Origin of the sequence: Streptantibioticus ferralitis, assembly GCF_029223525.1 — a bacterium.
Classification (GTDB): domain Bacteria; phylum Actinomycetota; class Actinomycetes; order Streptomycetales; family Streptomycetaceae; genus Streptantibioticus_A; species Streptantibioticus_A ferralitis.
On record NZ_JARHTQ010000004.1, the window covers coordinates 188,909 to 212,402 of the forward strand.

At 70.3% G+C, this 23,494-nt stretch carries 22 protein-coding genes; 13 read left to right on the top strand and 9 right to left on the bottom strand.

Annotation, left to right across the window (positions count from 1 at the left end):
• Positions 1–48: 48 nt before the first annotated feature.
• A complete protein-coding gene (locus P2L57_RS08130) occupies positions 49–1,137 on the bottom strand; it encodes an S-(hydroxymethyl)mycothiol dehydrogenase (protein ID WP_275810651.1) in 1,089 nt (362 codons plus the stop codon).
• Between the two features lie 341 nt (positions 1,138–1,478).
• Here P2L57_RS08130 and P2L57_RS08135 point away from each other — a divergent pair, with 341 nt between their 5' ends.
• The 5 genes from P2L57_RS08135 (at position 1,479) to P2L57_RS08155 (ending at position 6,468) form a co-directional block, all read left to right on the top strand.
• A complete protein-coding gene (locus P2L57_RS08135; RefSeq protein WP_275810654.1) occupies positions 1,479–3,077 on the top strand; it encodes an amino acid permease in 1,599 nt (532 codons plus the stop codon).
• Between the two features lie 118 nt (positions 3,078–3,195).
• A complete protein-coding gene (locus tag P2L57_RS08140; RefSeq protein WP_275810657.1) occupies positions 3,196–3,330 on the top strand; it encodes a hypothetical protein in 135 nt (44 codons plus the stop codon).
• A gap of 312 nt (positions 3,331–3,642) precedes the next feature.
• A complete protein-coding gene (locus P2L57_RS08145; RefSeq protein WP_275810660.1) occupies positions 3,643–4,200 on the top strand; it encodes a M48 family metalloprotease in 558 nt (185 codons plus the stop codon).
• Between the two features lie 67 nt (positions 4,201–4,267).
• Complete coding sequence (locus P2L57_RS08150; protein ID WP_275810663.1) at positions 4,268–5,476, top strand: MAB_1171c family putative transporter; 1,209 nt, start codon at positions 4,268–4,270, stop codon at positions 5,474–5,476.
• Positions 5,473–6,468 carry an aldo/keto reductase gene (locus P2L57_RS08155; RefSeq protein WP_275810666.1) on the top strand — a complete coding sequence of 332 codons (996 nt, stop codon included), beginning with the start codon at positions 5,473–5,475 and terminating at the stop codon, positions 6,466–6,468. Before P2L57_RS08150 ends, P2L57_RS08155 begins: the two co-directional genes overlap by 4 nt.
• 57 nt (positions 6,469–6,525) lie before the next feature.
• On the opposite strand, the gene P2L57_RS08160 is transcribed toward P2L57_RS08155, so the two are convergent.
• Complete coding sequence (locus P2L57_RS08160; protein ID WP_275810669.1) at positions 6,526–7,287, bottom strand: alpha/beta hydrolase; 762 nt, start codon at positions 7,285–7,287, stop codon at positions 6,526–6,528.
• A 488-nt stretch (positions 7,288–7,775) separates the two neighbouring features.
• On the opposite strand from P2L57_RS08160, the gene panD reads away from it, so the two are divergent.
• Positions 7,776–8,198: an aspartate 1-decarboxylase gene (gene panD / locus P2L57_RS08165; RefSeq protein WP_275810670.1), complete on the top strand. Its 423-nt coding sequence runs from the start codon at positions 7,776–7,778 to the stop codon at positions 8,196–8,198.
• On the opposite strand, the gene grpE is transcribed toward panD, so the two are convergent.
• The 4 genes from grpE to P2L57_RS08185 form a co-directional block, all read right to left on the bottom strand.
• Complete coding sequence (gene grpE / locus P2L57_RS08170; protein ID WP_275810672.1) at positions 8,199–8,765, bottom strand: nucleotide exchange factor GrpE; 567 nt, start codon at positions 8,763–8,765, stop codon at positions 8,199–8,201.
• Positions 8,762–10,648: a molecular chaperone DnaK gene (gene dnaK, locus P2L57_RS08175; RefSeq protein WP_275810674.1), complete on the bottom strand. Its 1,887-nt coding sequence runs from the start codon at positions 10,646–10,648 to the stop codon at positions 8,762–8,764. Before dnaK ends, grpE begins: the two co-directional genes overlap by 4 nt.
• Positions 10,649–10,759: 111 nt before the next feature.
• Positions 10,760–11,950, bottom strand: a complete 1,191-nt coding sequence (locus tag P2L57_RS08180; RefSeq protein ID WP_275810676.1) for a sensor histidine kinase — start codon at positions 11,948–11,950, stop codon at positions 10,760–10,762.
• Complete coding sequence (locus tag P2L57_RS08185) at positions 11,947–12,621, bottom strand: response regulator (RefSeq protein WP_275810678.1); 675 nt, start codon at positions 12,619–12,621, stop codon at positions 11,947–11,949. The genes P2L57_RS08180 and P2L57_RS08185 overlap by 4 nt, the downstream gene beginning before the upstream one ends.
• A gap of 509 nt (positions 12,622–13,130) precedes the next feature.
• Between P2L57_RS08185 and P2L57_RS08190 the strand changes: the two genes are divergently transcribed.
• A complete protein-coding gene (locus tag P2L57_RS08190; protein ID WP_275810680.1) occupies positions 13,131–14,513 on the top strand; it encodes a S53 family peptidase in 1,383 nt (460 codons plus the stop codon).
• A gap of 54 nt (positions 14,514–14,567) precedes the next feature.
• Here the strand turns inward: P2L57_RS08190 and P2L57_RS08195 are convergent, their stop codons facing one another.
• On the bottom strand, positions 14,568–15,800 hold the full coding sequence (locus P2L57_RS08195; RefSeq protein WP_275810682.1) for a glycoside hydrolase family 27 protein: 1,233 nt from the start codon (positions 15,798–15,800) through the stop codon (positions 14,568–14,570).
• 55 nt (positions 15,801–15,855) lie between these two features.
• Positions 15,856–17,316: a sugar porter family MFS transporter gene (locus P2L57_RS08200; RefSeq protein ID WP_372515649.1), complete on the bottom strand. Its 1,461-nt coding sequence runs from the start codon at positions 17,314–17,316 to the stop codon at positions 15,856–15,858.
• A 217-nt stretch (positions 17,317–17,533) separates the two neighbouring features.
• Here P2L57_RS08200 and P2L57_RS08205 point away from each other — a divergent pair, with 217 nt between their 5' ends.
• The 4 genes from P2L57_RS08205 to P2L57_RS08220 all read left to right on the top strand — a co-directional run bounded on the left by P2L57_RS08205 (position 17,534) and on the right by P2L57_RS08220 (position 21,249).
• Positions 17,534–18,439: an SIS domain-containing protein gene (locus tag P2L57_RS08205; protein WP_275810686.1), complete on the top strand. Its 906-nt coding sequence runs from the start codon at positions 17,534–17,536 to the stop codon at positions 18,437–18,439.
• 40 nt (positions 18,440–18,479) lie between these two features.
• Positions 18,480–19,364: a class II fructose-bisphosphate aldolase gene (locus P2L57_RS08210; protein ID WP_275810688.1), complete on the top strand. Its 885-nt coding sequence runs from the start codon at positions 18,480–18,482 to the stop codon at positions 19,362–19,364.
• A 63-nt stretch (positions 19,365–19,427) separates the two neighbouring features.
• Positions 19,428–20,222: a DeoR/GlpR family DNA-binding transcription regulator gene (locus P2L57_RS08215; RefSeq protein WP_275810690.1), complete on the top strand. Its 795-nt coding sequence runs from the start codon at positions 19,428–19,430 to the stop codon at positions 20,220–20,222.
• A 184-nt stretch (positions 20,223–20,406) separates the two neighbouring features.
• Entirely contained in the window at positions 20,407–21,249 is an 843-nt protein-coding gene (locus tag P2L57_RS08220; protein ID WP_372515650.1) for an SAM-dependent methyltransferase, read from the top strand.
• Between the two features lie 3 nt (positions 21,250–21,252).
• On the opposite strand, the gene P2L57_RS08225 is transcribed toward P2L57_RS08220, so the two are convergent.
• The gene (locus tag P2L57_RS08225) at positions 21,253–21,777 is read right to left on the bottom strand and encodes an ATP-binding protein (RefSeq protein ID WP_275810694.1); all 525 of its coding nucleotides are present in this window, start codon (positions 21,775–21,777) and stop codon (positions 21,253–21,255) included.
• Between the two features lie 229 nt (positions 21,778–22,006).
• Between P2L57_RS08225 and P2L57_RS08230 the strand changes: the two genes are divergently transcribed.
• Positions 22,007–22,243: a DUF397 domain-containing protein gene (locus P2L57_RS08230; RefSeq protein WP_275810696.1), complete on the top strand. Its 237-nt coding sequence runs from the start codon at positions 22,007–22,009 to the stop codon at positions 22,241–22,243.
• Between the two features lie 110 nt (positions 22,244–22,353).
• The gene (locus P2L57_RS08235; RefSeq protein WP_275810698.1) at positions 22,354–23,265 is read left to right on the top strand and encodes a Sco1979 family transcriptional regulator; all 912 of its coding nucleotides are present in this window, start codon (positions 22,354–22,356) and stop codon (positions 23,263–23,265) included.
• Positions 23,266–23,494: the final 229 nt, after the last annotated feature.

The window sequence follows — 23,494 nt, forward strand, 5'->3', positions numbered from 1 at the left end:
GCCCGGAACCAGTGTCAAGGCACGGAGAGGGCAGCCGTGAGGGGGAGTTCAGGCCGTCACCACGACCGAGCGCAGCACGTCTGCGTGCCGCATCGTGTCGAAGGCCTTCTCGACGTCCGCCAGGCCGATCGTCTCGGAGACGAAGGCGTCGAGATCGAAGCGTCCTTGCAGATAGAGGTCGATCAGCGCCGGGAAGTCGCGGGACGGCAGACAGTCCCCGTACCAGCTGGACTTCACCGCGCCACCGCGGCCGAAGACGTCGAGCAGCGGCAGTTCGACCGACGCCCCGGGGGCCGGGACGCCGACCAGTACGACCACTCCGGCGAGGTCGCGGGCGTAGAACGCCTGGCGGAAGGTCTCCGGACGCCCGACGGCGTCCACCACCACATCGGCGCCGAATCCGCCCGTCAACTGGCGTACCCGGGCCACGACATCGGACGCGGCGGCGTCGACGGTGTGGGTGGCGCCCATGGCCAGCGCCCGGTCCAGTTTCCGCTGGTCGATGTCGACAGCGATGATCGCGGCGGCCCCGGCCAGCCGCGCCCCGGCGACGGCGGCCATGCCGACACCGCCGCACCCGATGACGGCCACGCTGTCGCCCCGGCCGACGCCGCCGGTGTGTACCGCGGCGCCGAAACCGGCCATGACCCCGCAGCCGAGCAGCCCGGCCGCGGTGGCCGCGGCCGCCGGGTCGACCTTGGTGCACTGTCCGGCGGCCACCAGCGTCTTCTCGGCGAAGGCGCCGATGCCCAGGGCGGGGGCGAGCGGGGTGCCGTCGAGCAGCGTCATGGGCTGGGTCGCGTTGTGCGTGGCGAAGCAGTACCACGGCCTGCCCTTGCGGCAGGCCCGGCACTGTCCGCAGACCGCTCGCCAGTTGAGAATGACGAAGTCGCCGGGTGCCACCTCGGTGACGCCCGCACCCACGGCCTCGACACGTCCCGCAGCCTCGTGTCCGAGCAGGAAGGGGAAGCCATCGCTGATGCCGCCTTCCCGGTAGTGCAGATCGGTGTGGCATACGCCACAGGCCTCGACCTTCACCAGTGCCTCACCAGGACCGGGATCGGGCACGACGATCGTCTCCAGTGCGACGGGCGCGGACTTCTCCCGGGCGATGACGGCGCGGACTTGGTGAGCCATGACTACTCCTCGTCTGGAACCCGTCGATACCGAATGCGGCGCATCGTTGTTGCAGATCGCGGTACGCGTCTCGTTTCCCGCAACTGGAGGATCGGGGAGGGCAGGTTTGACGGTCAAGACCTGGGTACCAGCCAGGGAAGCCGTGGGCGGCGGATTCGTGGCAGGCCCTTGACGCCTGTACGAGCGGTCCCCATGCTGGTCGGCATTTAGTTGCGAGATAAGCAATCGTTCCGTAGTGCGCAACGATCAAGAGGAGGTGGCACTGCTCCCCGCACTCGGCAGCCCGCGCCGGCCGACGCCATGCCCGCTCATAGGTCCCCGACCCCCGCCCTGGAGCAAACATGAGCAAACCAGGAAATACCGGATCGACCGTAAGTACCGCGACCGCCACCGCCGCCGGGCCGCCCGGACCTCCGGGTGACGACTCCAGAGACCTCGCACGCTTCGGCTACCACCAGGAACTGGAGCGCTCGCTGGGATCCTTCTCCAGCTTCGCCGCGGGCTTCAGCTACATCTCCATCATGACCGGGGTCTTCCAGCTGTTCGGCTTCGGATTCGCGTCCGGCGGGCCCGCGTTCATCTGGACCTGGCCGCTGGTCTTCATAGGCCAGGGCGCCGTGGCGCTGTGCTTCGCCGAGGTGGCGGGCCAGTTCCCGCTGGCCGGAGGCGTCTACCAGTGGTCCAAGCAGATCGCCCGGCCCGCGACCTCCTGGCTGTCCGGCTGGATCATGACGATCGGCGCCGTGGTCACCGCGGCCGCCGTCGCCGTCGCGTACCAGGTCATCCTTCCGCAGGTCTCGCTCGCCTTCCAGATCGTCGGCGGCTCCGCCGACGCGGGGCAGACCACCACGCCCAACGGCGCCAAGAACGCGATCCTGCTCGCCCTCGGCCTGGTCGTCTTCACCACCGTCGTCAACATCGTCGGCGTACGGCTGATGGCGAAGATCAACAACGTCGGTGTCGCTGTCGAGTTGATCGGCGTCACCCTGCTCATCGTCATGCTGGCGGTGCACATCAGACGCGGACCGCAGATCGTCACCCACACCCAGGGCACCGGCGCCGGACAGTCCTGGGGCTATTTCGGTGCCTTCCTGGTCGCCTCGATCATGAGCGCCTACGTCTTCTACGGCTTCGACACCGCGGGCTCGCTCGCCGAGGAGACCAGGGAACCCCGGCGCCACGCACCGCGCGCCATCATTCGCGCGCTCACCGCCGCCTTCCTCGCGGGCGGACTGCTGATGCTGGTGGGGATGATGGCGGTCGGCAACATCAACGCCAAGGAACTCGGCACGCTCGGCATGCCGTACCTCATCAAGTCCACCCTCGGGCCGGGCCTCGGCAACGTCTTCCTGGTCTGCTCCGCGATCGCCATCACCGTCTGCTGCCTGGCCGTCCAGACCGCCGCCATCCGGCTGCTGTTCGCCATGGCACGAGACGGCCGGCTGCCGTTCGGCGCGGCCATCGCGAGGGTCTCGCCGCGCTCCAAGACGCCGATCGTCCCGGCCGTGCTCACCGGAGTGCTGACCATCGCCCTGCTGCTGGTCAACATCGGCAACCAGCGGGCGTTCTACATCCTCACCTCGGTCGCCATCATCCTGTTCTACATCCCCTATCTGATGGTCACCGGCCCGATGCTGCTGCGCCGCCTGCGCGGCGAGTGGCCACGCCCCGACCACGGCCCGTACTTCAACCTCGGCCGCTGGGGCACCCCGGTCAACGCCTTCGCGGTGCTCTACGGAGCGGCCATGACCGTCAACCTCGCCTGGCCGCGCGCGGCCGTCTACGGCACCGACCACTGGTACTTCCAGTGGGGCGCCGTCGTGTTCACCTCCGTCATCGTGGCGGTCGGCGCGGGTGTCTACCTCACCCGCCGCCGCGGCGCCGACACCAATGCGCCGCGTGGCGGCCTGCCATCCGAGGAACCCGTCCCGGAGGGCTGACCGGCGGCCGGTGGCAGCCATCTCGCGGACCCCCGGTGCGGGACGGCGGACAGCGGTAGTCTCGCGCGTGACGACCGGTCATATGGCTTGCATCGGGGGAGAGTTGTAGACATTCAAGGTGGTCACGCTGGGCGAGGCGGGGGCCGGTAAGTCCGTGTTCATGGCGGCGATGTTCCGCAAGCTCGGCTTCGAGCGGCAGAACCTCTCCACGGCGGCGTTCTACCTCACCGCCACGGGATCGTACGTGCGCTGACCGGCCGCCGGGCCGCCGATGCGGCCGCCGACGCACAACGCCCCTGGGTCGTACACATCTGTTGGAACTGGATGAACGCCGAGCGGTGCGTGCCATCGGCACCGGGAACGGCGGCGTGCGGCACTCGTCATAGGCGTCGGTCGAGCCGCGGAGGACAGCCGAGCCGGTTCACGGCCATCCCGTCAACTGGTGCGACCGCACCGTCCGCTGGGCGCGGTTGGCCGGAACGTGTTGTTCGGCCGTGGCAGCTGTGAACGGCCTTGGCTAGACTTGCCGATCGGCGGACCCGTCGCTGCAAGGAGTACGGAATTTGTGAACCCCTCCTCTCGCTCCGGGTCCAAGCCCCGCAAAGGGGACATCAGGCGACTACGTCGTATCGCGGAATCACTGCTGAACCGCTTGAACCTGCCCGAGAAGTGCGACATCTCCACGCTCTGCGAACTTCTCAGCCAAGAGCGCGGCCGCCCCTTGCACCTGGTGCCGCTGGCCATGGGCGCATCACACCCCTGCGGCCTGTGGATCGCGTTGGACGTGGCCGACCTCGTCGTGTTCGAGGCCAACACCACCCGGCTGCACCGGGATCACATCATCGCCCATGAGCTCGCGCACATGGTCTGCAGCCATCGGGACGTCAGCCGACCCGACGCGGCGAGCATCGAACTCCTCTTCCCGGACCTCGATCCGGAGCGCGTACACGAAATGCTGGGGCGCACCGGCTATTCGTCGCAGGAGGAGCAGGAGGCGGAGATCCTGGCGTCCCTGATCCTGGAGCGCGTCACGCGGCCACCGAAGGAACCGGTCTGGACGGTCCCGCCCGCCGAGGCGCAGACCGTCGCACGGATCGACCGCACTCTCCAACACCCACTGTGAACCCGTCCCAACGCCCCGACCGGTCCGCTGCGCCGGTGCCGTCGGCCCGTCACCGCTTGGAGGGTACGTGGGAGACCTCAAGGGGGTCGTCTTCCCGCCGTGCGCCGTACTGTGCGCCTTGGCGTTCCTGTACAAGGTCCGCGATCTGCGGCAGCACCGGCGCGATCCCGCACTCCTCGCCCTGATCGCGGCCTTCCTCCTCAAGGGGATCTCCTTCACCCTGTCCGTCCCCGCGGTGTCGGCCGGCGTCGACAGGCATTCCGGGGTGCCCAACCTGGCGGCGCTGGGGATCCATCTGCTGGGCGGAGTGTCCTCCAGCGCCGCCATCCTGGTGGCCGTCACGTACTGGGTCCATCCGGCCCGGCAGGCACGCCCCAGGGCCCGGGCATGGCTGATCGCCGCCGCCGCGTGCGCGATCGCCATGGTCGCCCTGTGGCTGGCGGCCGAGCCCCGGGGGCACGGAAGGTCGGCGCACTACATCCTGCAGAACGTGGCGAATCCGGCGGTCGGCGGGTACACCCTGCTCTATGCGACCGCCTTCGGGGCCGGAATGCTGGAAATCGCGTTGCTCTGCCGACGCTATGCGAAGGCCGCCGGTCGGCAGTGGCTGCGATGGGGGATGGCCACCACGCAGATCGGTGCGTTCTGCTGCATCGTCTACTGCGCCAATCGCGCCTGGGCGGTGATCGCGGTCCGGTTCGGACTCAATCCGCTCCAGTGGGAGGCGCTGACGCCGATCGCCAACGGCATCGGCATCCTCTTCCTGGCGGCCGGGCTCACCATGCCGTCCTGGGGGCCGCAGGTCTCCGAACTGCGCCGCCGGACCGGCAACTTCGTGGCGTACCGAAGGCTCCATCCCCTGTGGCGCGATCTGTACTCCGCGATCCCGGACATCGCGTTGAGCCCGCCGGCGTCCGCGCGCCTCGACCGGTTCACCCCGCGCGACATCGACTACCGGCTGTACCGGTTGGTCATCGAGATACAGGACGGCATGCTCGTGCTGCGCCCGTACATGGACCCGGAAACCGCCGTGGCCGCCGCCCGGTCGGCCCGAACCGCGGGCCTCGCCGGTGAGAACCTGGACGCGGCCGTACACGCCGCCCAGGTGAAGGCCGCGTTGCGGGCGAGGAAGGACAACCTGCCGATGGCCGACGCCACATCGGCCGCCGCGCCCGCCGCGGACGAGGACGGAGACTACCGGGGCGAGGTCTCCCGACTGGTCGGTGTCGCCCAGGCCTATACGGCCCTCGGACGGAGAAAGAGGAGTAGCACATGAAGCAACGCAGGCTGGGAAAAAGCGGGTTGGAGGTGTCCGCACTCGGTCTCGGCTGCATGGGCATGTCGATCGCGTACGGGCCCACGGACGACGCCGAGGCCAGACGGGCGCTGGATCGCGCCAGCGAACTGGGCATCACCTTTCTGGACACCGCGGACGCCTACGGGCGCGGCGCCAACGAGGAACTGCTGGGCGGCTGGCTGCGCGGCCGGGACCGGGACAGCGTGGTGCTGGCCACCAAGTTCGGTCTGCGGCATGACGCGGCGACCGGCCGGGTCGGCGACGTCGACACCTCCCCGGACTATGTGCCGGTGGCCTGCGATGCCTCGCTGCGCCGACTGGGCGTCGAGCACATCGACCTGTACTACGCGCACCGCCGCGACCCCGGTGTCCCCATCGAGGACACCGTGGGGGCGATGGCCGCCCTGGTCGAGGCGGGCAAGGTGCGCCACCTCGGCCTGTCGGAGGTCAGCGCCGAGACACTGCGCACGGCGCACGCCGTCCACCCCATCAGCGCCATCCAGCTCGAGTACTCGCTGTTCACCAGGGACGTGGTCGAGGGGGAGATGCTGGCCACCTGTCGCGAGCTGGACATCGCCGTGGTGGCGTACTCACCCCTCGGCCGCGGCATGCTCGCCGGAGCCGTCTCCTCCCGCGAGGACCTGACGGAGGACGACAACCGGCGGCGCTGGCCGCGGTTCTCCGCCGAGAACATCGGACCGAACCTCGATCTCGTGTGCGCCGTAGGCGAGTTGGCGGCGCAGATGGGCTGCACCCCCGGCCAGGCGGCGCTCGCCTGGCTGCTCGCCCAGGGCGACGACATCGTGCCGATCCCGGGTACCAAGCGCACCCGCTACCTGGAGGAGAACGCCGCGGCGGCCCAACTCCGGCTCAACCCGGAGCAGATCGGCCGACTTCGCCAGGCGGTGCCCGCCGACGCGGTGGCCGGTGCGCGCTACCCCGAGCAGGCGCTGCGCCGCCTGGGTCACTGACGCCACCGTCGGCTCACGGTTGGTCGGCGGACGCGGCGACCGCCCGGGCCCCGCCACTCACCGCGAGTCCACCCCGGGCGAGGCGTCCGCCAGGCCGGCGGCCCGGGCGAGGACCCGGGCGGTGAGCAGGCCGCCCTCGACGGCGTGCGAGGATCGGGCGGCACGGCACCGGCCCAGTTCGGGGTCGTATTCGGTCAGGGCCGCGCCCGCGTGGTCCGTCGCGGGCTCCTCCAACTGCACCGGCCAGCCGCGGTCCTTGAGCGCCAGGGCGAACTCCCGCGAGTACCGGCTCTCCATGATGCTGTCCGCCGACCCGTGCACCAGCCACACCGGCACCGGAGCGGCGGTGGTGGCGGCAAGGTCGTCCAGCGGGCGGGAACCGGTGGTACGGGCCGGCCAGTCGTAGCGCGAGGCGATGCCGACGACGGCCATCGGGCGCCAGCCGCCGACCAGTTCGGGGCGCAGTGCCACCCCCATCGCGGCCGGGGCCCCGGCCGACCATCCGGCGAGCACGATCCGGTCGGAGCGGCCGCCGTAGCCGGGCACGTGCTCCCGGGCGAACTCCAGCGACTCCAGCAGATGGCGGCGTCCGCCGTCCGGTGCGTCGGAGCGCCAGTCCGGCACCAGGGCGATCAGGCCCCGCCGTACCACCTGCCGCGCCAGCGGCCCCAGCATGTCCCGCTCGTCCGGCCCCCTGCCGTGCCAGAGCAGGACGGTGGGCACGTCGTCCCCGCCTCCCGCCGCCGGGAGGTACACATCGATCTGCTTGCCGTCCGTCCCGTGGCTGACGGTGTGCGTCACACCGGGGTCTACCGTCACAGCGGAGCGCTCCTCATCGTGTCTCGTCCCGCGGTGCCCGCGGGCCACCCGGTCGCCCAGCGTACGTCCAGGGGCGCGGGAATCCGCAGACCGCGCGGCAGGCTGCGGCAACGCCGGTTCGCCCACCGTAAGTTCACCGCGCGCTCGCCTCGCCCCCTCGTGCGCTCCCACTTCTGGTGATCAACGCGCCCTTCACCCGCACGGTGCTACTGCTCCTCGCCCGTCGGATCGCCGGGGAATGCCCTCCAACTCACGTACCCGTTCGATCACTTCGGCGATCGAACTGAGGCTCTGCGGTGACAGGCCCGCGCTGTGAGCGCACACCGTTCCCTGCGCGGCCGCACCGCTCACCGGAAGCAGTACGAGTCCGCTGAGCCCGCCGTGCCCGCCGTCGGCTTCGAGCCTGACCAGCCGGGCGCTTACCATGGGGTCCGCAGGCGCGTACCTCGGGAGAGGGCGCGACCCTTCTCTCACAGGAGCGTGCTGCTGTGCTGCGCACCATGTTCAAGTCCAAGATCCACCGGGCGACGGTGACCGAGGCCGATCTGCACTACGTGGGGTCGGTGACGGTCGACGCCGAGCTGATGGAGGCCGCCGACCTGCTGCCGGGTGAGCTGGTCCACATCGTCGACATCGACAACGGGGCCCGCCTGGAGACCTATGTCATCGAGGGCGAGCGGGGCTCCGGCGTCATCGGGATCAATGGTGCGGCGGCGCATCTGGTGCGTCCCGGGGACCTGGTGATCCTGATCAGCTATGCGCAGGTCGACGACGCGGAGGCCAGGGCGCTGCGGCCCAGGGTCGTGCATGTCGACGGGCAGAACAAGATCGTGGAGCTGGGCGCGGACCCTTCCGCTCCGGCGCCGGGCAGTGACACGGTGCGCGGCCCGCGGGCCGTCCCCGCTCACTGACTACTGCTGCTGCGGCTCGGTGACGATCACCAGGGCCGGGCTGAGGAGCTGGTCGCCGAGTCGGTAGCCGGGGCGCAGCACGCGTGAACAGGTGGGGCGGTCGACCTCCGCGGAGTGGGACTGGGACAGCGCCTCGTGCACATGCGGATCGAACGGCTCGCCCGGTTCGCCGAAGGACCGCAGGCCGAGCGCGGCCAGATGGGTCTCCAGCGCGTCGCTGACCGCGATGAAGCCGTCGGTCATGTCGCCGTGGCGGCGCACCCGCGTGACGGTGTCCAGCACGGGCAGCAGCTCACGCAGCACGTTGGCCACCGCGATCTCGCGGACCGCCAGCCGGTCGCGCCGTACCCGCTTGCGGTAGTTGTCGTACTCGGCCTTCACCCGCTGCAGATCCGCGGTGCGCTCGGCGAGCTGCGCCCTGAGCTGCCCGGGGCCGGTCTCCTTGGCCGTGCTGTGCGGCGGCCGCAGCCGCAGCACCGGGTCCGTCGGGTGGGCGCGCGGGTTGTACGGGGCGGATACCGGTACCGGTAGCCGTGCCCCGGGCGGGGGGCCGGTGGGGTGGCTCATCCGGTGCCTCCCTGGGGTTTCTCGTCGTCGACGATCTCGGCGTCGACTACCTCGTCCTCGGGCTTCGCCCCGGCGGCGCCGGACGTGCCGCCGGACGTGCCGGTGTCGCCGCCTCCGGCGGTGCCGGCGCCCTCGCCCGCGGCCGCGTACATCGCCTGGCCCAGCTTCTGGCTGGTGGTGGCCAACTTCTCGCTGCCCTCACGGATCGCGGCGATGTCCTCGCCCTTGAGCTTCTCCTTCAGCTCCGCGATGGCGGCCTCGACCTCGGTCTTGACCTCGCCCGGGACCTTGCCCTCGTTGTCCTTGAGGAACTTCTCGGTCTGGTAGACGAGCTGCTCGGCCTGGTTGCGGGTCTCGGCGGCCTCGCGGCGCTTGTGGTCCTCCTCCGCGTACTGCTCGGCCTCGCGCATCATCCGGTCGATGTCGTCCTTCGGCAGCGCCGAGCCGCCGGTCACCGTCATCCGCTGCTCGCGCCCGGTGCCGAGGTCCTTGGCGGAGACGTGCATGATGCCGTTGGCGTCGATGTCGAAGGTGACCTCGATCTGCGGGACGCCGCGCGGCGCCGGGGGCAGACCGGTCAGCTCGAACATGCCGAGCTTCTTGTTGTACGCGGCGATCTCACGCTCGCCCTGGAAGACCTGGATCTGCACCGACGGCTGGTTGTCCTCGGCCGTGGTGAAGATCTCCGAGCGCTTGGTCGGGATCGTGGTGTTGCGCTCGATCAGCTTGGTCATGATGCCGCCCTTGGTCTCGATACCGAGGGACAGCGGGGTGACGTCCAGCAGCAGGACGTCCTTGACCTCACCCTTGAGCACACCGGCCTGCAGGCTGGCGCCGATCGCCACGACCTCGTCCGGGTTGACCCCCTTGTGCGGGTCCTTACCGGTCAGCTCCTTGACCAGGTCGGTCACCGCCGGCATCCGGGTCGAACCACCGACGAGGATCACATGGTCCAGATCGGCGACCTTGATCCGCGCGTCCTTGACCGCGGCGTGGAACGGGGCCTTGCAGCGTTCCAGCAGGTCGGCGGTGAGCTGCTGGAACTGGGCGCGGGTGAGCTTCTCGTCCAGGTGCAGCGGGCCCTCGGCGGACGCCGTGATGTACGGCAGGTTGATCGAGGTCTCGGTGGACGACGACAGCTCGATCTTGGCCCGCTCCGCGGCCTCACGCAGCCGCTGGACGGCCATCTTGTCCTTGGACAGGTCCACGCCGTGGGCGTTCTTGAACTGCTTGACCAGGTGTTCGACGATCCGCTGGTCCCAGTCGTCACCGCCCAGGTCGGTATCGCCGTGGGTGGCCTTCACCTCGACCACGCCCTCGCCGATCTCCAGCAGCGAGACATCGAAGGTGCCGCCGCCGAGGTCGAAGACCAGGATGGTCTGGTCGTTCTCCTTGTCCAGGCCGTACGCCAGCGCGGCGGACGTCGGCTCGTTGATGATCCGCAGCACCCTCAGGCCCGCGATCTCGCCCGCCTCCTTGGTGGCGGTGCGCTGGGCGTCGTTGAAGTAGGCGGGCACGGTGATGACGGCGTCCGCCACGTCCTCGCCGAGGTACGCCTCCGCGTCCCGCTTGAGCTTCTGCAGCACCCGCGCGGAGATCTCCTGGGCGGTGTAGCGCTTGCCGTCGATGTCGCCGGTGTCCGGAAAGCGCCAACTCGGGTCGCCCATATGGCGTTTGACCGACCGGGCGGTGCGCTCCACGTTGGTGATGGCCTGGCGCTTGGCGATCTCGCCGACGAGCACCTCGCCGCTCTTGGCGAAGGCCACCACCGACGGGGTGGTGCGCGCCCCCTCCGTGTTGGTGATGACCGTGGGCTCGCCACCCTCCAGCACGGACACCACGGAGTTCGTCGTACCGAGGTCAATACCGACTGAGCGTGCCATGGGGGCTCTCCTCTTCGCTCGGCGCCCACGCCGGTTCCGGCATGGACGCCGTCGACTCCAGAGTGCCTCGGTGGACTGGCGTCCACCAGTTGATGGCCGACTGGCCGCGCCCTACCCGGCGGTGTCCGTCCGCTCCGGCACCCCGAAGGGCAGATCGAGCCGTACCGCGAACCCGCCGTCCGGCTCCGCGGCGGCGGTCAGCGCGCCGCCCAGCAGGGTGGCGCGCTCGCGCAGGCCCACGATGCCGTGTCCGCCGCCCGGCAGATCGGGACGCGGCGCGTGCGCGCCCGGCGGCCCGTTGCGGACGCACACCCGCAGCGACTCCTCCTCGACGAGCACGGTCACGGTGGTGGCCGCCCCCGGGGCGTGCTTGCGCACGTTGGTGAGGGCTTCCTGCACCGTGCGGTACGCGGCCCGCTCGACCGGCTCCGGCAGCACCCGGCCGTGCACGCCGTCGATCCGCAGGTCGGCGTCGACCTCCGAGGCGGCCACCAGCGCGGGCAGATCGGCGAGCGTGGGCTGCGGTGCCAGTTCCGTCGGCCCGGCCCCGGCCGCCCGCAGCACCAGGATCATGCTGCGCAACTCCTCCAAGGTGGCCACCGCGAGCCCGCGCAGCGTCCCGGCGACCTCCTTGACTTCCGGATCGCGGGCGGTGACCTCCAGCGCGCCCGCCTGGACGGCTATCAGGCCCGCCTGGTGCGAGACCACGTCGTGCATCTCCCGGGCAATCCGCGCCCGCTCCTTGGCGATGACGGTCTGTGCGTGCAGCGCCCGCTCGTGGTCACGTAGCGTGGCGAGCTCCGCGATCCGGTCCGACAGGTCCTTCCTGGTCTGGGCGAGCAGCCCGAGCATGACCGGGCCGGTGCCCAGCATCACCGCGTAGATCAGCTGCTGCACCAGGTCGCTGACCGTCTCCTTGGAGAACGCGGTGAGCGGCCACGGCACGAACGCACCGGCCGCCACCACCAGCGCGGCCAGCGCCTTGTGCCGCACCGGGCGCTCGGTCCTGGCCACGGTGTAACCGGCGACCATCGCGGCGATCAGCGCGTTGCCCGCGTACAGCCCCGGCAGGGTGGCCACCAGCACCGTGCGCGGCCAGCGCCGCCTGAGCAGCAGGATGGCGGCGGCCGCCAGTGAGGCGACGAAGCGCCAGTCCCGCGGCGGCGGATAGTTCAACACGGCATCGAGACCGGCCAGCGCGACCAGGCCGAGATCGACCGCCCGCGGCTGCCAGCGGCCGTGCGTCCGCCACAGGAACCGCACGAACGGCAGGGGGCCCGCCGTGCGCCGGGCGCGCCTCACGGCGCCTGCTCCTCGACCAGCCCGACCCGGTCCGCCAGCACGGCGGCCTGGATGCGGTTCGCCACCCCCAACTTGGTGAGCACGGCTCTGACGTAGTCCTTCACGGTGGCGACCGCTATGTGCATCCGCGCCCCGATCTCCGCGTTGGACAGCCCCTGCCCGACGAAGGAGAGCACCTGCCGCTCGCGCGGGGACAGCGTGCTCACCGCCTGGGCGGCCTCGTACGACGCGGCGGCCCGGTCGGGGCGCCCCAGCCGCCGTACGACGGACGGGGACAGGCAGCCGGCGCCGGTGGCCACCGCGCGCACCGAGCGCACCAGGATCTCCGGGTCGGTGTCCTTCAGCAGGAACCCCGAGGCCCCGAGCCGTAGCGCCTCACCGAGGTACTCGTCGGTGTCGAACGTGGTCAGCATGGCGACGTGCGGCGGCTCGGGCAGCCGGGTCAGCCGGCGCAGCACCGTGAGCCCGTCGACGTCCGGCATCCGGATGTCGAGCAGCACCACATCGGGCCGGTCCTGCTGGACCGCGGCGACCGCCTGCGCCCCCTCGCAACTGGCCACCACCGTGATGTCGGGCGCACTACCCAAGATCATGGCGAGCCCCGATCTGATCAGGGCCTCGTCATCGACGATCAGCACCCGCACCGGGGAAGAGGTTTCCACTGGAGTCATGCGGCGTTTCCCGCCCCGTTCAACAAAACGCGCCTCGGCCAACGACCGTGTGCTACCCGTGCAACAACCTTGCGTGAAGCTCTGCGTGACCGTACCGCAGCCCGAATCGCCCCAGAAGAGCCAATTCGTAGCGGGCCGCGTACTGTCCGTCAGAATTTGCTTCACGGTGCATGTATACGGCCGTCGTTCTCAGGTCTGATCGCGTACCTCCGGTAGGAGGTACCCTCTCCGTCGGCGGATGGATGTTCTTCGAGCGCGGGCGCTGAAAGGCTGGGCCACCAGCCGACGGGTGGTCCGGTCGGCGGCGGCACGGCAGCCGGTCTCCTCGTCGGGACCCGCCGATCCCCCCACGCGCAAGCGCGGATCCGGCGGCGGAAGCGCCAGCGGCCCCGCCTCGGGCCCCGGGCACGCCCGCCTCGCCGCGGCCGTGCCCAGGGCCCGATCCACCCGGGCCTCGAACAACCCCCACCGCCGTGTGTCATCACGGTGTACCCGCTGGAGGAAAGCCCTTGCCCCGGAAGCGTTCCGCGCGCTCGACCGCGTTGGCGACCACCGCCGTTCTGCTCGCCACCGCGGCCATACCCGGCCTGACCGGGATGTCGCAGGCTCGCGCCGCACACCAGGACATACCGAAGCCGGTACCGGCGTCCGCCGGGCAGTTGACCCGGCTGAGCGCCGGCCAGCCGCTGTCCACCGCGGAATGCCGCCAGAAGGTGCACCATGACTGCTACGGACCGACGCAGTACCAGGCCGCCTACGACGTGCAGCCGTTGTACGACGCGGGCATCGACGGCACCGGGCGCACCATCGTCATCGTCGACTCGTTCGGTTCGCCCACCATCCAGCACGACCTTGAGGTCTTCGACAAGCAGTACGGTCTGCCGGACACCCGGGTCGAGGTGGCCAAGTGGGGCCAGGTACCTGTCTTCGACCCGAAGAACCAGGACATGACCGGCTGGGCGGGGGAGACCACGCTGGACGTGGAGTACGCCCACGCCATGGCCCCGGGCGCGCACATCGTGCTGGTGGAGACCGGCACTTCGGAGCAGGAGGGCACCTCCGGCTTCCCCGAGATGATGGACGCCATCAAGGACTTCGCGGCCAAGGGCCGGGGGGACGTCATCAGCCTGAGCCTCGGCGCGACCGAGGACACCTTCGCCGAGGAAGCGGGCAGGACCGGCGACTACCACCTGCTGAACGGACTGCGCTATGGCCTGAAGGCCGCCGCCGCCCAGCACACCACGCTGCTCGCGGCCAGCGGTGACAACGGCGCCACCGACAAGAAGCTGGACGGCAAGGCCTACTTCACCGACCGCCAGGTGGGCTGGCCCGCGTCGGACCCGCTGGTCACCGGAGTCGGCGGCACCCGCCTGTACCTGGACGACAAGGGCAACCGGACCAAGCCCGACGAGGCGTGGAACGACGGCGACGGCAGCGCGACCGGCGGCGGCACCTCCCATGTCTTCCCGCGCCCCTCCTTCCAACGCGGCGTCTCCCGGGTGACCGGCGCGGCCCGTGGTGTGCCGGACATCAGCCTCAGCGCCTCGCCCGCGGGCGGCGCCTGGGTGTACAGCTCCTACGACCCCGCCCATACCGGCTGGGACATCATCGGCGGTACCAGCCAGGCCACCCCGATGTTCTCCGGTGTCATGGCACTCGCCGACCAGGCCGCCGGCCGCCGCCTGGGCAACATCAACAGTGTCCTGTACCGGCTCGCCCAGACCCAGGACACCGACGACCCGCACGGCATCGTCGATGTGACCAAGGGCGACAACAGCGGACACGGAGTCAAGGGCTACCAGGCCGCTCCTGGCTACGACCTGGCCACCGGCTGCGGCACGGTGGACGGCCACCAGTTCGTCAAGTCCCTCTCGGGCCGCGACGACCTGTAGTGAACCTGCCGTGGTGACCGACAGACAGACCCGGCGGTCACCACGGCAGCCCTGTCATCCGGCCGCGCGCAGCCGCAGCATCACCGTGGCGTGCGGCCGGACCTGGACCGTGACCGAACTTCCGTAGCTGCTCGTCCGCTTGGTCACCAGGTCCTTGCCGGACAGGTGTTGGGCCTTGCCGAAGCCCAGGGTGCCGGCGGACGCGCCGATGGTGAGCGGGGCGTCGCCGCGGTTGAGGAAGACCACGGCGCGGTCACCGCCCGCCAGCGGTTTGGTGAGCACATCGTGGGTGCCGGTGTGCACGACCCTCGTGCCCTGTACGCCGGCGCGGTCCTGGTCGACGGCGATGATGTCGCGGTTGCCGAGGATCGACAGCGCCTGCGGTGACAGCTTGGTCAGGTCGGTGCTGCTGATCAGCGGTGCGGACATCTCCGCCCACAGCGTCAGCTGCGTCTGCATCTCGTCGGCGGTCAGCCCGGAGTCGCCGACCAGCAGGAAGTCCGGGTCGTTCCAGTGCCCGGGGCCCGCGTACTTCACCAGCGGTGCGTTGTAGTCGTAGTTGCCCAGCAGGCTTTTCCACTTCGCCGCGCCGCTCTCCTGCCCCAGGGCGATGTCCGTACCCTCGCGCCACAGATTGCCGTACCTGGCCACCCAGCCGAGCACCGTGTACCAGTCGGAGGTGCCCTGGAAGTACGCCGGGGCGGACTCGGAGAAGACGATCTTCCGGCCGCTGTGCTGCAGCGCCTGGCTCATCCCCGCGTACGCCTGGCGGTAGGTCTCCTGGCCGGACTGGCCGGGGATGGACGGAACGTTGCAGCCGTCCAGTTTGAGGTAGTCGACGCCCCACTTCGCGAACAGTCTGGCGTCGGCGTCGTAGTGCTGCCAACTGCCCGCGTATCCACCGCACGTCTGGGTGCCCGCGTCCTCGTAGATGCCGAACTTCAGCCCCATGGCGTGGAGTTGGCGTCCGACGTAGGCCATGCCGTCGGGGAACTTCTGCGGGTCGGAGACGAGGTTGCCCGATGCGTCGCGGGTCTTGGTCATCCAGCAGTCGTCCGTGGTGACGGTGTTGTATCCCTTGACCGCCAGCCCGCTGCGGACCAGGGCCCGGCCCTGGTCGAGGATCAGCTTCTGGTCGATGTTGCACTGGTAGTACGACCAGTCGTTCCAGCCCATGGGGGGCGTGGCGGCCAGCCCGTGGTAGCCGCTGGACGGTACGGGTGCGGTGTGCGCGACCGCCGGGCTGGCGAGCGCGAGAGCGGCGGCCACCGCGATTTTCGCGAACATGACAACCTCCGATTGGGGAAAGGGGGTACGGGGGCCGAAGCCCCCGAGAAGACGCCTAACCGTCGCCCCGGCGAGCGGCGCCGACCGCCGCGGCCGGAGCCGCCGTTGGCCGGGGGGCCGAGACCCACCGGCCGCCGTTCTGCCAGTAGGACTGGATCTCCTCCAGGCGGCGCCCCTTGGTCTCCGGCGCCATCCGGGCCACGAAGACGATGGCCAGCAGGGCCAGTACCGCGAAGCCCGCGAAGGTCCAGGTGGGGCCCGCCCGGTCGATGACGGACGGGAAGAACTGGGCGATGAGGAAGTTCGCCACCAGGTCCGCGGTGAGCATCGCCGAGGCGCCCATGGACCGCAGCCGGGACGGGAACGCCTCGCTCGCGTACACCCAGATCAGCGAGCCGAAGCCGAAGTTGAACGCGGCCGTGAACAGCAGCAGCGCGGCGAAGCCGATCCAGGTCGCGGCCCCGCGCAGCGAGGTGAGCCCGAATACGGCGGTGAGCACCACCAGCGAGCCCAGCATGGTGCCGATCCCGCTGAACAGCACCACCCGCCGCCCGAACCGGTCGATGATGAACAGGGCGAGCACAGTGGCCGCCAGCGAGGCGAGTTCGACGATGGACGGCAGCAGGAAGCTCTGACCGCTGCCGGTGAAGCCCATCTTCTGGAAGATCTCCGGGCTGTAGTACGTGACCGCGTTGATCCCGGTGATCTGACAGAAGAACCCGAGGGCCAGGACGAACAGGGTGGCGCGGGTATACGGCGGCCGGAACATCGCGGCCAGGCCGCCGTGTCCGCCGCGCTCCTGGCGGATCTGCGCCGCGATGGCCCGCGTCTCCGCCTCAGCGTCGACATCGGGATCGACAAGCCGCAGCACGCGTACGGCTTCCTCGTCGCGCCCCTTGAGCACGTACCAGCGCGGGGTGTCCGGCAGGAGCAGCAGCGGGATGACGATGAGTGCCGCGGGGACGGCGGACAGACCGAGCATCCACCGCCAGTGCCCGCCGTCGGCCAGGCCCCAGTTGACGAAGTACGTGATGGTGATGCCCGCGACACAGGCCACCTGGTAGGTGGCGGTCGCGGCGCCCCGGATGCGGGCCGGAGTGGATTCGGCGATGTACAGCGGCGCGGCGACGATACACAGGCCGATCGCCACACCGAGCAGAAAGCGCATCGTGTCCAGCACCGTCACGTTCGGGGCGAACGCCGACAGCGCGACGAAGACCGCGTACGAGGCGGCCACCATCACCATCGTCTTCCGGCGGCCCAGCGCGTCGGCGACCCGGCCGCCCAGGACCGCGCCCAGGACCGAGCCCACCACCAGAACGCTGTTGACCAGGCCCTGCTCCGCGGAGCTCAGCTGGAAGTCCTTGCTGAGGAAGACCAGGGCTCCCGAGACGCTGCCCGTGTCATAGCCGTAGATCACCCCGACCAGGGCGCCGGTCAGCGCGATCATCCGACCGGTGCGGTACGCGCTGACGTGCGGCGGACGAGTGGGGGGCACGTGGGGCGGGTGAGGCATAGCGGCAACCACCGGTTGATTGGTTTTGGGGGTTGTGCTGATCGGTTTTGAAAATATCCAGCCCCAACCGAGCAGCTGTCAACAGCCCGCTTGCGCAGTCTTGCGCACCGAGCCCGGGCCTCACGGACGTGGACAGACCCCCCGACCTTGCGCGATGCTGATCGAAGTGCACCTTATTCGTGCATCAGAAATCACTCAGAGCCTGAGAGAAGGATCGATGGCCGCGATCGAGCACATGGCGCAGGAAATCGACAGCCAGCCGGACGTGTGGCGCCAGGCCGCCGAGATCGCCGCGGGCGATGTCCCGCTGCCGGCCCCCGGCGAGCGGGTCGCCGTCGTCGGTTGCGGCACCTCGTGGTTCATGGCGCAGTCCTACGCGGCGCTGCGCGAGCGCGCGGGCCACGGCACCACCGACGCCTTCGCCGCCTCGGAGGCGTTCGCCGCGGGCGACGCCTTCGCCGAGCGCGGGTACGACACGGTCCTGGCCATCACCCGCTCCGGCACGACCACCGAACTGCTGCGGCTGATGGACCGGTTGAAGGGCCGTACCAGGACGGTCGCCGTCGTCGGTGACCAGCGGACGCCCATCGCCGAGGCGTGCGACGCCATCGTGGGACTGCCGTTCGCCGACGAGCGGTCGGTGGTGCAGACCCGCTTCGCCACCTCCGCGCTGCTCCTGCTCCGCCGCCACCTGGGCGAGGCCGTCGAGGGCGCGGTACGCGATGTGGCGGACGCGCTGCGCCGACCGGTCGACCCGGCGTGGGTGCGCGCGGAGCAGTTCACCTTCCTGGGCCATGGCTGGACGTACGGCCTGGCGAACGAGGCCGCGCTCAAGATGCGCGAGGCGTCGCAGAGCTGGACCGAGGCGTACCCCCTGCTGGAGTACCGGCACGGCCCGATCGCCATCGCCGCACCGGACCGGGTCACCTGGGTCCTCGGGCCGGAGACCGGCGAGTTGGAGGCGGATGTGGCGAAGACCGGCGCGCTGTTCGTACACCACGACCGCGACGCGCTGGCCGATCTGGTCCTGGTGCAGCGGGTCGCCCTGGAACGCGCCCGGGCCCGCGGACTCGACCCCGACCGGCCGCGCGGTCTCACCCGGTCCGTCATCCTGAACGCATGATCCCGAGTATGTGACGGTCAGCCGAGAAAGGACCCCCGTCGTGCCGCTGACATCCACCGCGTCCGTGATGCGGGCCGCCGCCGCCGCGGGCTGCGGCGCCGCCGCCTTCAACGTCCTCCATCTGGAGACGGCCGAGGCGCTGGTCGCCGCGGCGGAGCAGACCGGTGCGCCGCTGATCCTGCAGATCAGCGAGAACTGCGTCAGATACCACGGCAGCCTGCTGCCGCTCGCCCGGGCCACGCTGGCGCTGGCGGAGCTGAGCGGCGCATCCGTCGCCGTGCACCTGGACCATGTCACCGACGCGGCGCTGCTGCGCGAGGGCGTCGAGGCGGGCATCGGCTCGGTCATGGTGGACGCCTCGGCCCTGCCGTACGAGCGGAACGTGGCGACCACCGGTGAGCTCACCGCCTGGTGCCATGACCGGAAGGTGTACGTGGAGGCCGAGTTGGGGGAGGTGGGCGGCAAGGACGGGGTGCACGCACCCGGCGCCCGGACCGACCCGGACGAGGCGCTGTCGTTCGTCCGCGCCACCGGCGTCGACGCGCTGGCGGTGGCCGTCGGCTCCTCGCACGCCATGCGTGAGCGCACCGTCGAGCTCGACAAGGAGCTGATCAGCCGGCTGCGCGACCGGCTGCCGGTGCCGCTGGTGCTGCACGGTTCCTCCGGCGTGCCGGACGAGGAGATCCGCCGGGCCATCGCGGCCGGGATGACGAAGATCAATGTGTCGACGCACCTGGTGGCCGCGTTCACCGCCGAGGTACGGCAACGGCTGGCGGCGGACCCCTCGTTGGTCGACTCCCGCAAGTACGTGGGACCCGCCCGATCCGCGGTGACCGCCGCGGCGGCGCAGCTGCTGCGGGTCATCACCGAGCCCGCCATGACCCCGACCCCCGGGGGCGAGGACGTTGCCGCAGGTCGCGCCTGACACACTGGAGGTCCGGGGGAGCGGCCCCCGCCGGATCCCGTACCCCCGCAGGAGGTGTCAGACGTGCGCCATGAACGGCTGACGGCCTTGCTGGAACTGCTCGGCGAACGAGGCCAGATGGGGGTCGAGGAGGCCGCCGGCGAGCTCGGTGTGTCCGCCGCGACGGTACGGCGCGACATGGACACCCTGGCCGAGCAGCAGCTGCTGACCCGCACCCGCGGTGGCGCCGTGCTGAGCTCTGTCGCGTACGACCTGCCCATACGCTACAAGGGCAGCCAACGCGCCCCGGAGAAGCGGCAGATCGCCCAGGCCGCGAGCGCCCTGGTACCGCGCGGCAGCGTGGTCGGCCTCAGCGGGGGCACCACCACCACCGAGATCGCCCGAACCCTGGCGAGCCGCCCGGACCTCGCGGAACCGGGCCCCAATCCGCATCTCACGGTGGTCACCAACGCCCTGAACATCGCCAACGAACTGGCCGTACGCCCGCAGATCAAGATCGTGCTGACCGGCGGCGTCGCCCAGCCCCGCTCCTTCGAACTCGTCGGCCCCTACAGCGACTTGGTGCTGCGCGAGGTCACCATGGACATCGCGTTCATCGGTGTGAACGGCCTCGATCCGAAGGTCGGCGCGACCGTCCACGACGAACGCGAGGCCCGGGTGAACCGCCTCATGGCCGAGCGTGCCACCCGCCCGGTCGTGGTGTCCGATTCCTCCAAACTCGGCTTGCGCGCCTTCGCCGCCATCGGCACCTGCGACCTCTTCGACACCCTCATCACGGACGAGGGCGCCGACGAGGAGATCCGCCGGGAGTTCGCCGAGCGCGGACTGCGGATCATCACCGCCCCGGTCCCCGACTGACAGCGCACGACCGGGGCGCATCCCTCTTACGGGTGAAGCGTGGCCGCTCCGGCATCGCGAGCATCGAGAACATCCCAACTGATCGGCCAGTACGCCGACATGACCTGTGAACCCGGTCAACGAGCTAGGCTGGCAAGGACTGTTGACGGCTCGCTCGGGGGGCGCGGAAGGGGTGTGCGGGGGTATGGTGCGGGGTCCGGAGTGGATGCGGTCAGGTCCCAGGAAACCCGTGGAACTGCACACCGACCGGCCGCACGCCGCGCGGGTGTACGACTTCCTGCTCGGCGGAAAGACCAACTACGCGGCGGACCGCGAGGCCGCACAGCGAACCCTGCTGGCGCTCCCCAACGCCGCCCTGATCGCCCGGCAGAACCGCGCCTTCATGCACCGGGCGGCCCGCTACCTGGCCGCCGAGGCAGGGATCCGGCAGTTCCTGGACATCGGCACCGGCATCCCGACCACGCCCAACCTCCATGAGGTCGTCCAGGCGATCGAGCCGCGGTCGCGGGTGGTCTACGCCGACAACGACCCGATCGTGCTCACCCATTCCCGCGCCCTGCACACCAGCCACCCCGAGGGTCGTACCGCGTATGTGCACGGTGACCTCTGCCACCCGGACGGCATCCTGGACGACCCGGAGTTGGCGCGCACCCTCGACCTGGGCGAGCCGGTCGCGCTCACCCTCGTTGCCGTACTCCACTGGCTGCCGAAGGAGTGCGATCCGTTCGCCATCGTGTCCCGACTGCTGGACGCCCTACCGCCGGGCAGCTTCCTGGCGCTGAGTCATGTGACGGACGACTTCGAGCCGAAGGCACTGGACGAGGTCGCGGAGGACTTCCGGCGCTCCGGATCCCACGTGAACGTCCGCAGCAAGGCCGAAGTGGCCGAGTTCTTCACGGGGTTGGAGCTGGTCGAACCCGGCATCGAGGTGCTGCAGCGCTGGCGTCCCGACTCCGCGGACATCGAGGCCGGATCGCTGGCGGACACCGACATCCCGCTGTACGGGGCGGTGGCCCGCAAGGGCTGACCGTCAGGCGCACGCCGAGACGGCCGCCCAGACCACCTTTCCGCCGTGGTCCGGCGGGGTCCAGCCCCAGGACTCGCTGAGCGCGTCGATGACATGCAGTCCGCGCCCGGTCTCCGCGAGATGGTCGGGCTCCTTGAGCACCGGTACGCCCGTACCGGGGTCGCACACCGCGCACAGCACGGTCGTTCCCCGGAGCAGCAGGCCGAGCCAGACCGGGTGCGCCGGTGCGGGAAGCTCCTGCGCGGTCGCTAATCCGTACCGCATGGCGTTGCTCAGCAGCTCGGAGACGATGATGGCGGCGTTGTCCACGAGGGCGGGCATGCCCCACCCGGTCAGGGTCGACCGGGTGAACTGGCGTGCCGCGCCCGCCGCTTGGAGGTCCCCGGCCAGCCCGCAGGCGGCGAATCCACTGGGGCCCTGGGCGCTGTCGTCCAGCGGGAAGGCCCCCCTCGCGGCCAGTGCCAGCCAGTGCCTGCCGGAACCGTCGGGTACGGCGTTGCCTGCTGAATCGGCCGGGTGTGTGGTCATCACGATCTCCATGGAACCTCTCGGGCAGTCGTTGCGGACGGGCCTCCCGGGCCCACTATCCCGCGTTTGCCGGTGGCACTGCAAGCACATCTGCAATTACAGTCGTAAGGACACCGGTAAGTACATCTGCAAGAACGGATGCACGTGCACGAGGAGTTGACGGTGCGTCAGCAAATTCGGATGCGGTCCGGTGGACACCACGCACGGCAGCGGCAAAGGAGCGACGGGGATGCAGCAGATCGACAACGGTGTGCAGGCCACACGGATCGAAGGGGCGGTCTGGCAGAAGAGCCGGCGGAGCAATCCGAGCGGTAACTGCGTGGAGCTCGCCGCGCTGCCCGGCGGCCAGTTCGCGGTCCGCAACTCCCGCCACCCCGAGGGCCCCGCGCTGGTGTACACCCGTGAGGAGATGATCGCCTTCATCGGCGGAGCGAAGGACGGCGACTTCGACGCCCTGGTGGGCTGAGCAGGGCCCGCCCAGGCCGGCGCGGAGCGGATCCGTGCCACCCATCCGCTGTACTGATGGGCGGCACGGATGCCAGACTGGGCAGTCACCCGTCACTCAGGAGAGTTGGAATGCCCGCCATGATGCGGCCGAGCAGCGAGCCGTCGATACGGCGCTACCTCGAACACCCGCGGGGCGGGCCGACCGTCCTGCGGATCGTGCTGGGTACCCAACTGCGCAGGCTCCGTGAGCAGTGCAAGGTCAGCCGCGAGGAGGCGGGCGAGGCGATCCGCGGCTCGCACGCCAAGATCAGTCGGCTGGAACTCGGCCGGGTGAGCTTCAAAGAGCGCGACGTGGCCGATCTGCTCACCCTCTACGGTGTCGTGGACGATCAGGAGCGGGCGGACTACCTCGCACTGGCCCGGCAGGCGAGCACACCCGGCTGGTGGAACCAGTACGGCGATGTGCTGCCCAACTGGTTCGAGACGCACATCGGCCTGGAAGAGGCGGCGTCGATGATCCGGACCTACGAGGTCCAGTTCGTCCCCGGCCTGCTCCAGACCGAACACTACGCGCGCTCCGTCATCCGGCTCGGCTATCCGCACGCCTCGGTCCGCGAGATCGACCGCCGGGTCGAACTGCGCATGGCCCGCCAGAGACGGCTGACCACACCGGACGCGCCCCGGCTGTGGGCCGTCGTGGATGAGGCGGCACTGCGCCGTCCGCTCGGCGGAGCCGACGCCATGCGGGCCCAGTTGGAGCATCTGCTGAAGGCCGCGGAACTGCCCAACATCACCTTGCAGGTCGCCCCGTTCAGCGTTGGCGGACTCGCGGCGGCGGGCGGCCCGATCACCATCCTGCGCTTCCAGGAGCCGGATCTGCCCGACATCGTCTATCTGGAGCAGCTCACCAGCGCGCTCTACCTGGACAAGCTGGACGAGGTCGACAACTACCTGAGCGTGATGGACCGTCTGTGCGCGGAAGCCGAACCGCCCAGGGACAGCGTCAAGTTCATCAAGGAACTGGTCCAGCAGGTCGGCTGAGCGGATCGCTGAATTTCCGCCCGACGCCACCAGCGTAGGCGCGACATCGCGGGTGCGGACACCGTCCCCCGCGTTTTCGTCATGTCGGCCGCCGTGCCGTTCTGAGGTGCCGCACGGCCGACTCAACGTGCCCTCATGGCATATGACGAAGTAATACGGCCGCCTTTGTTCACCGTATGGGCGCTGCCACACGATCAGTGAGTTCGCGTATCCGCTCCGCTCGCTTTCG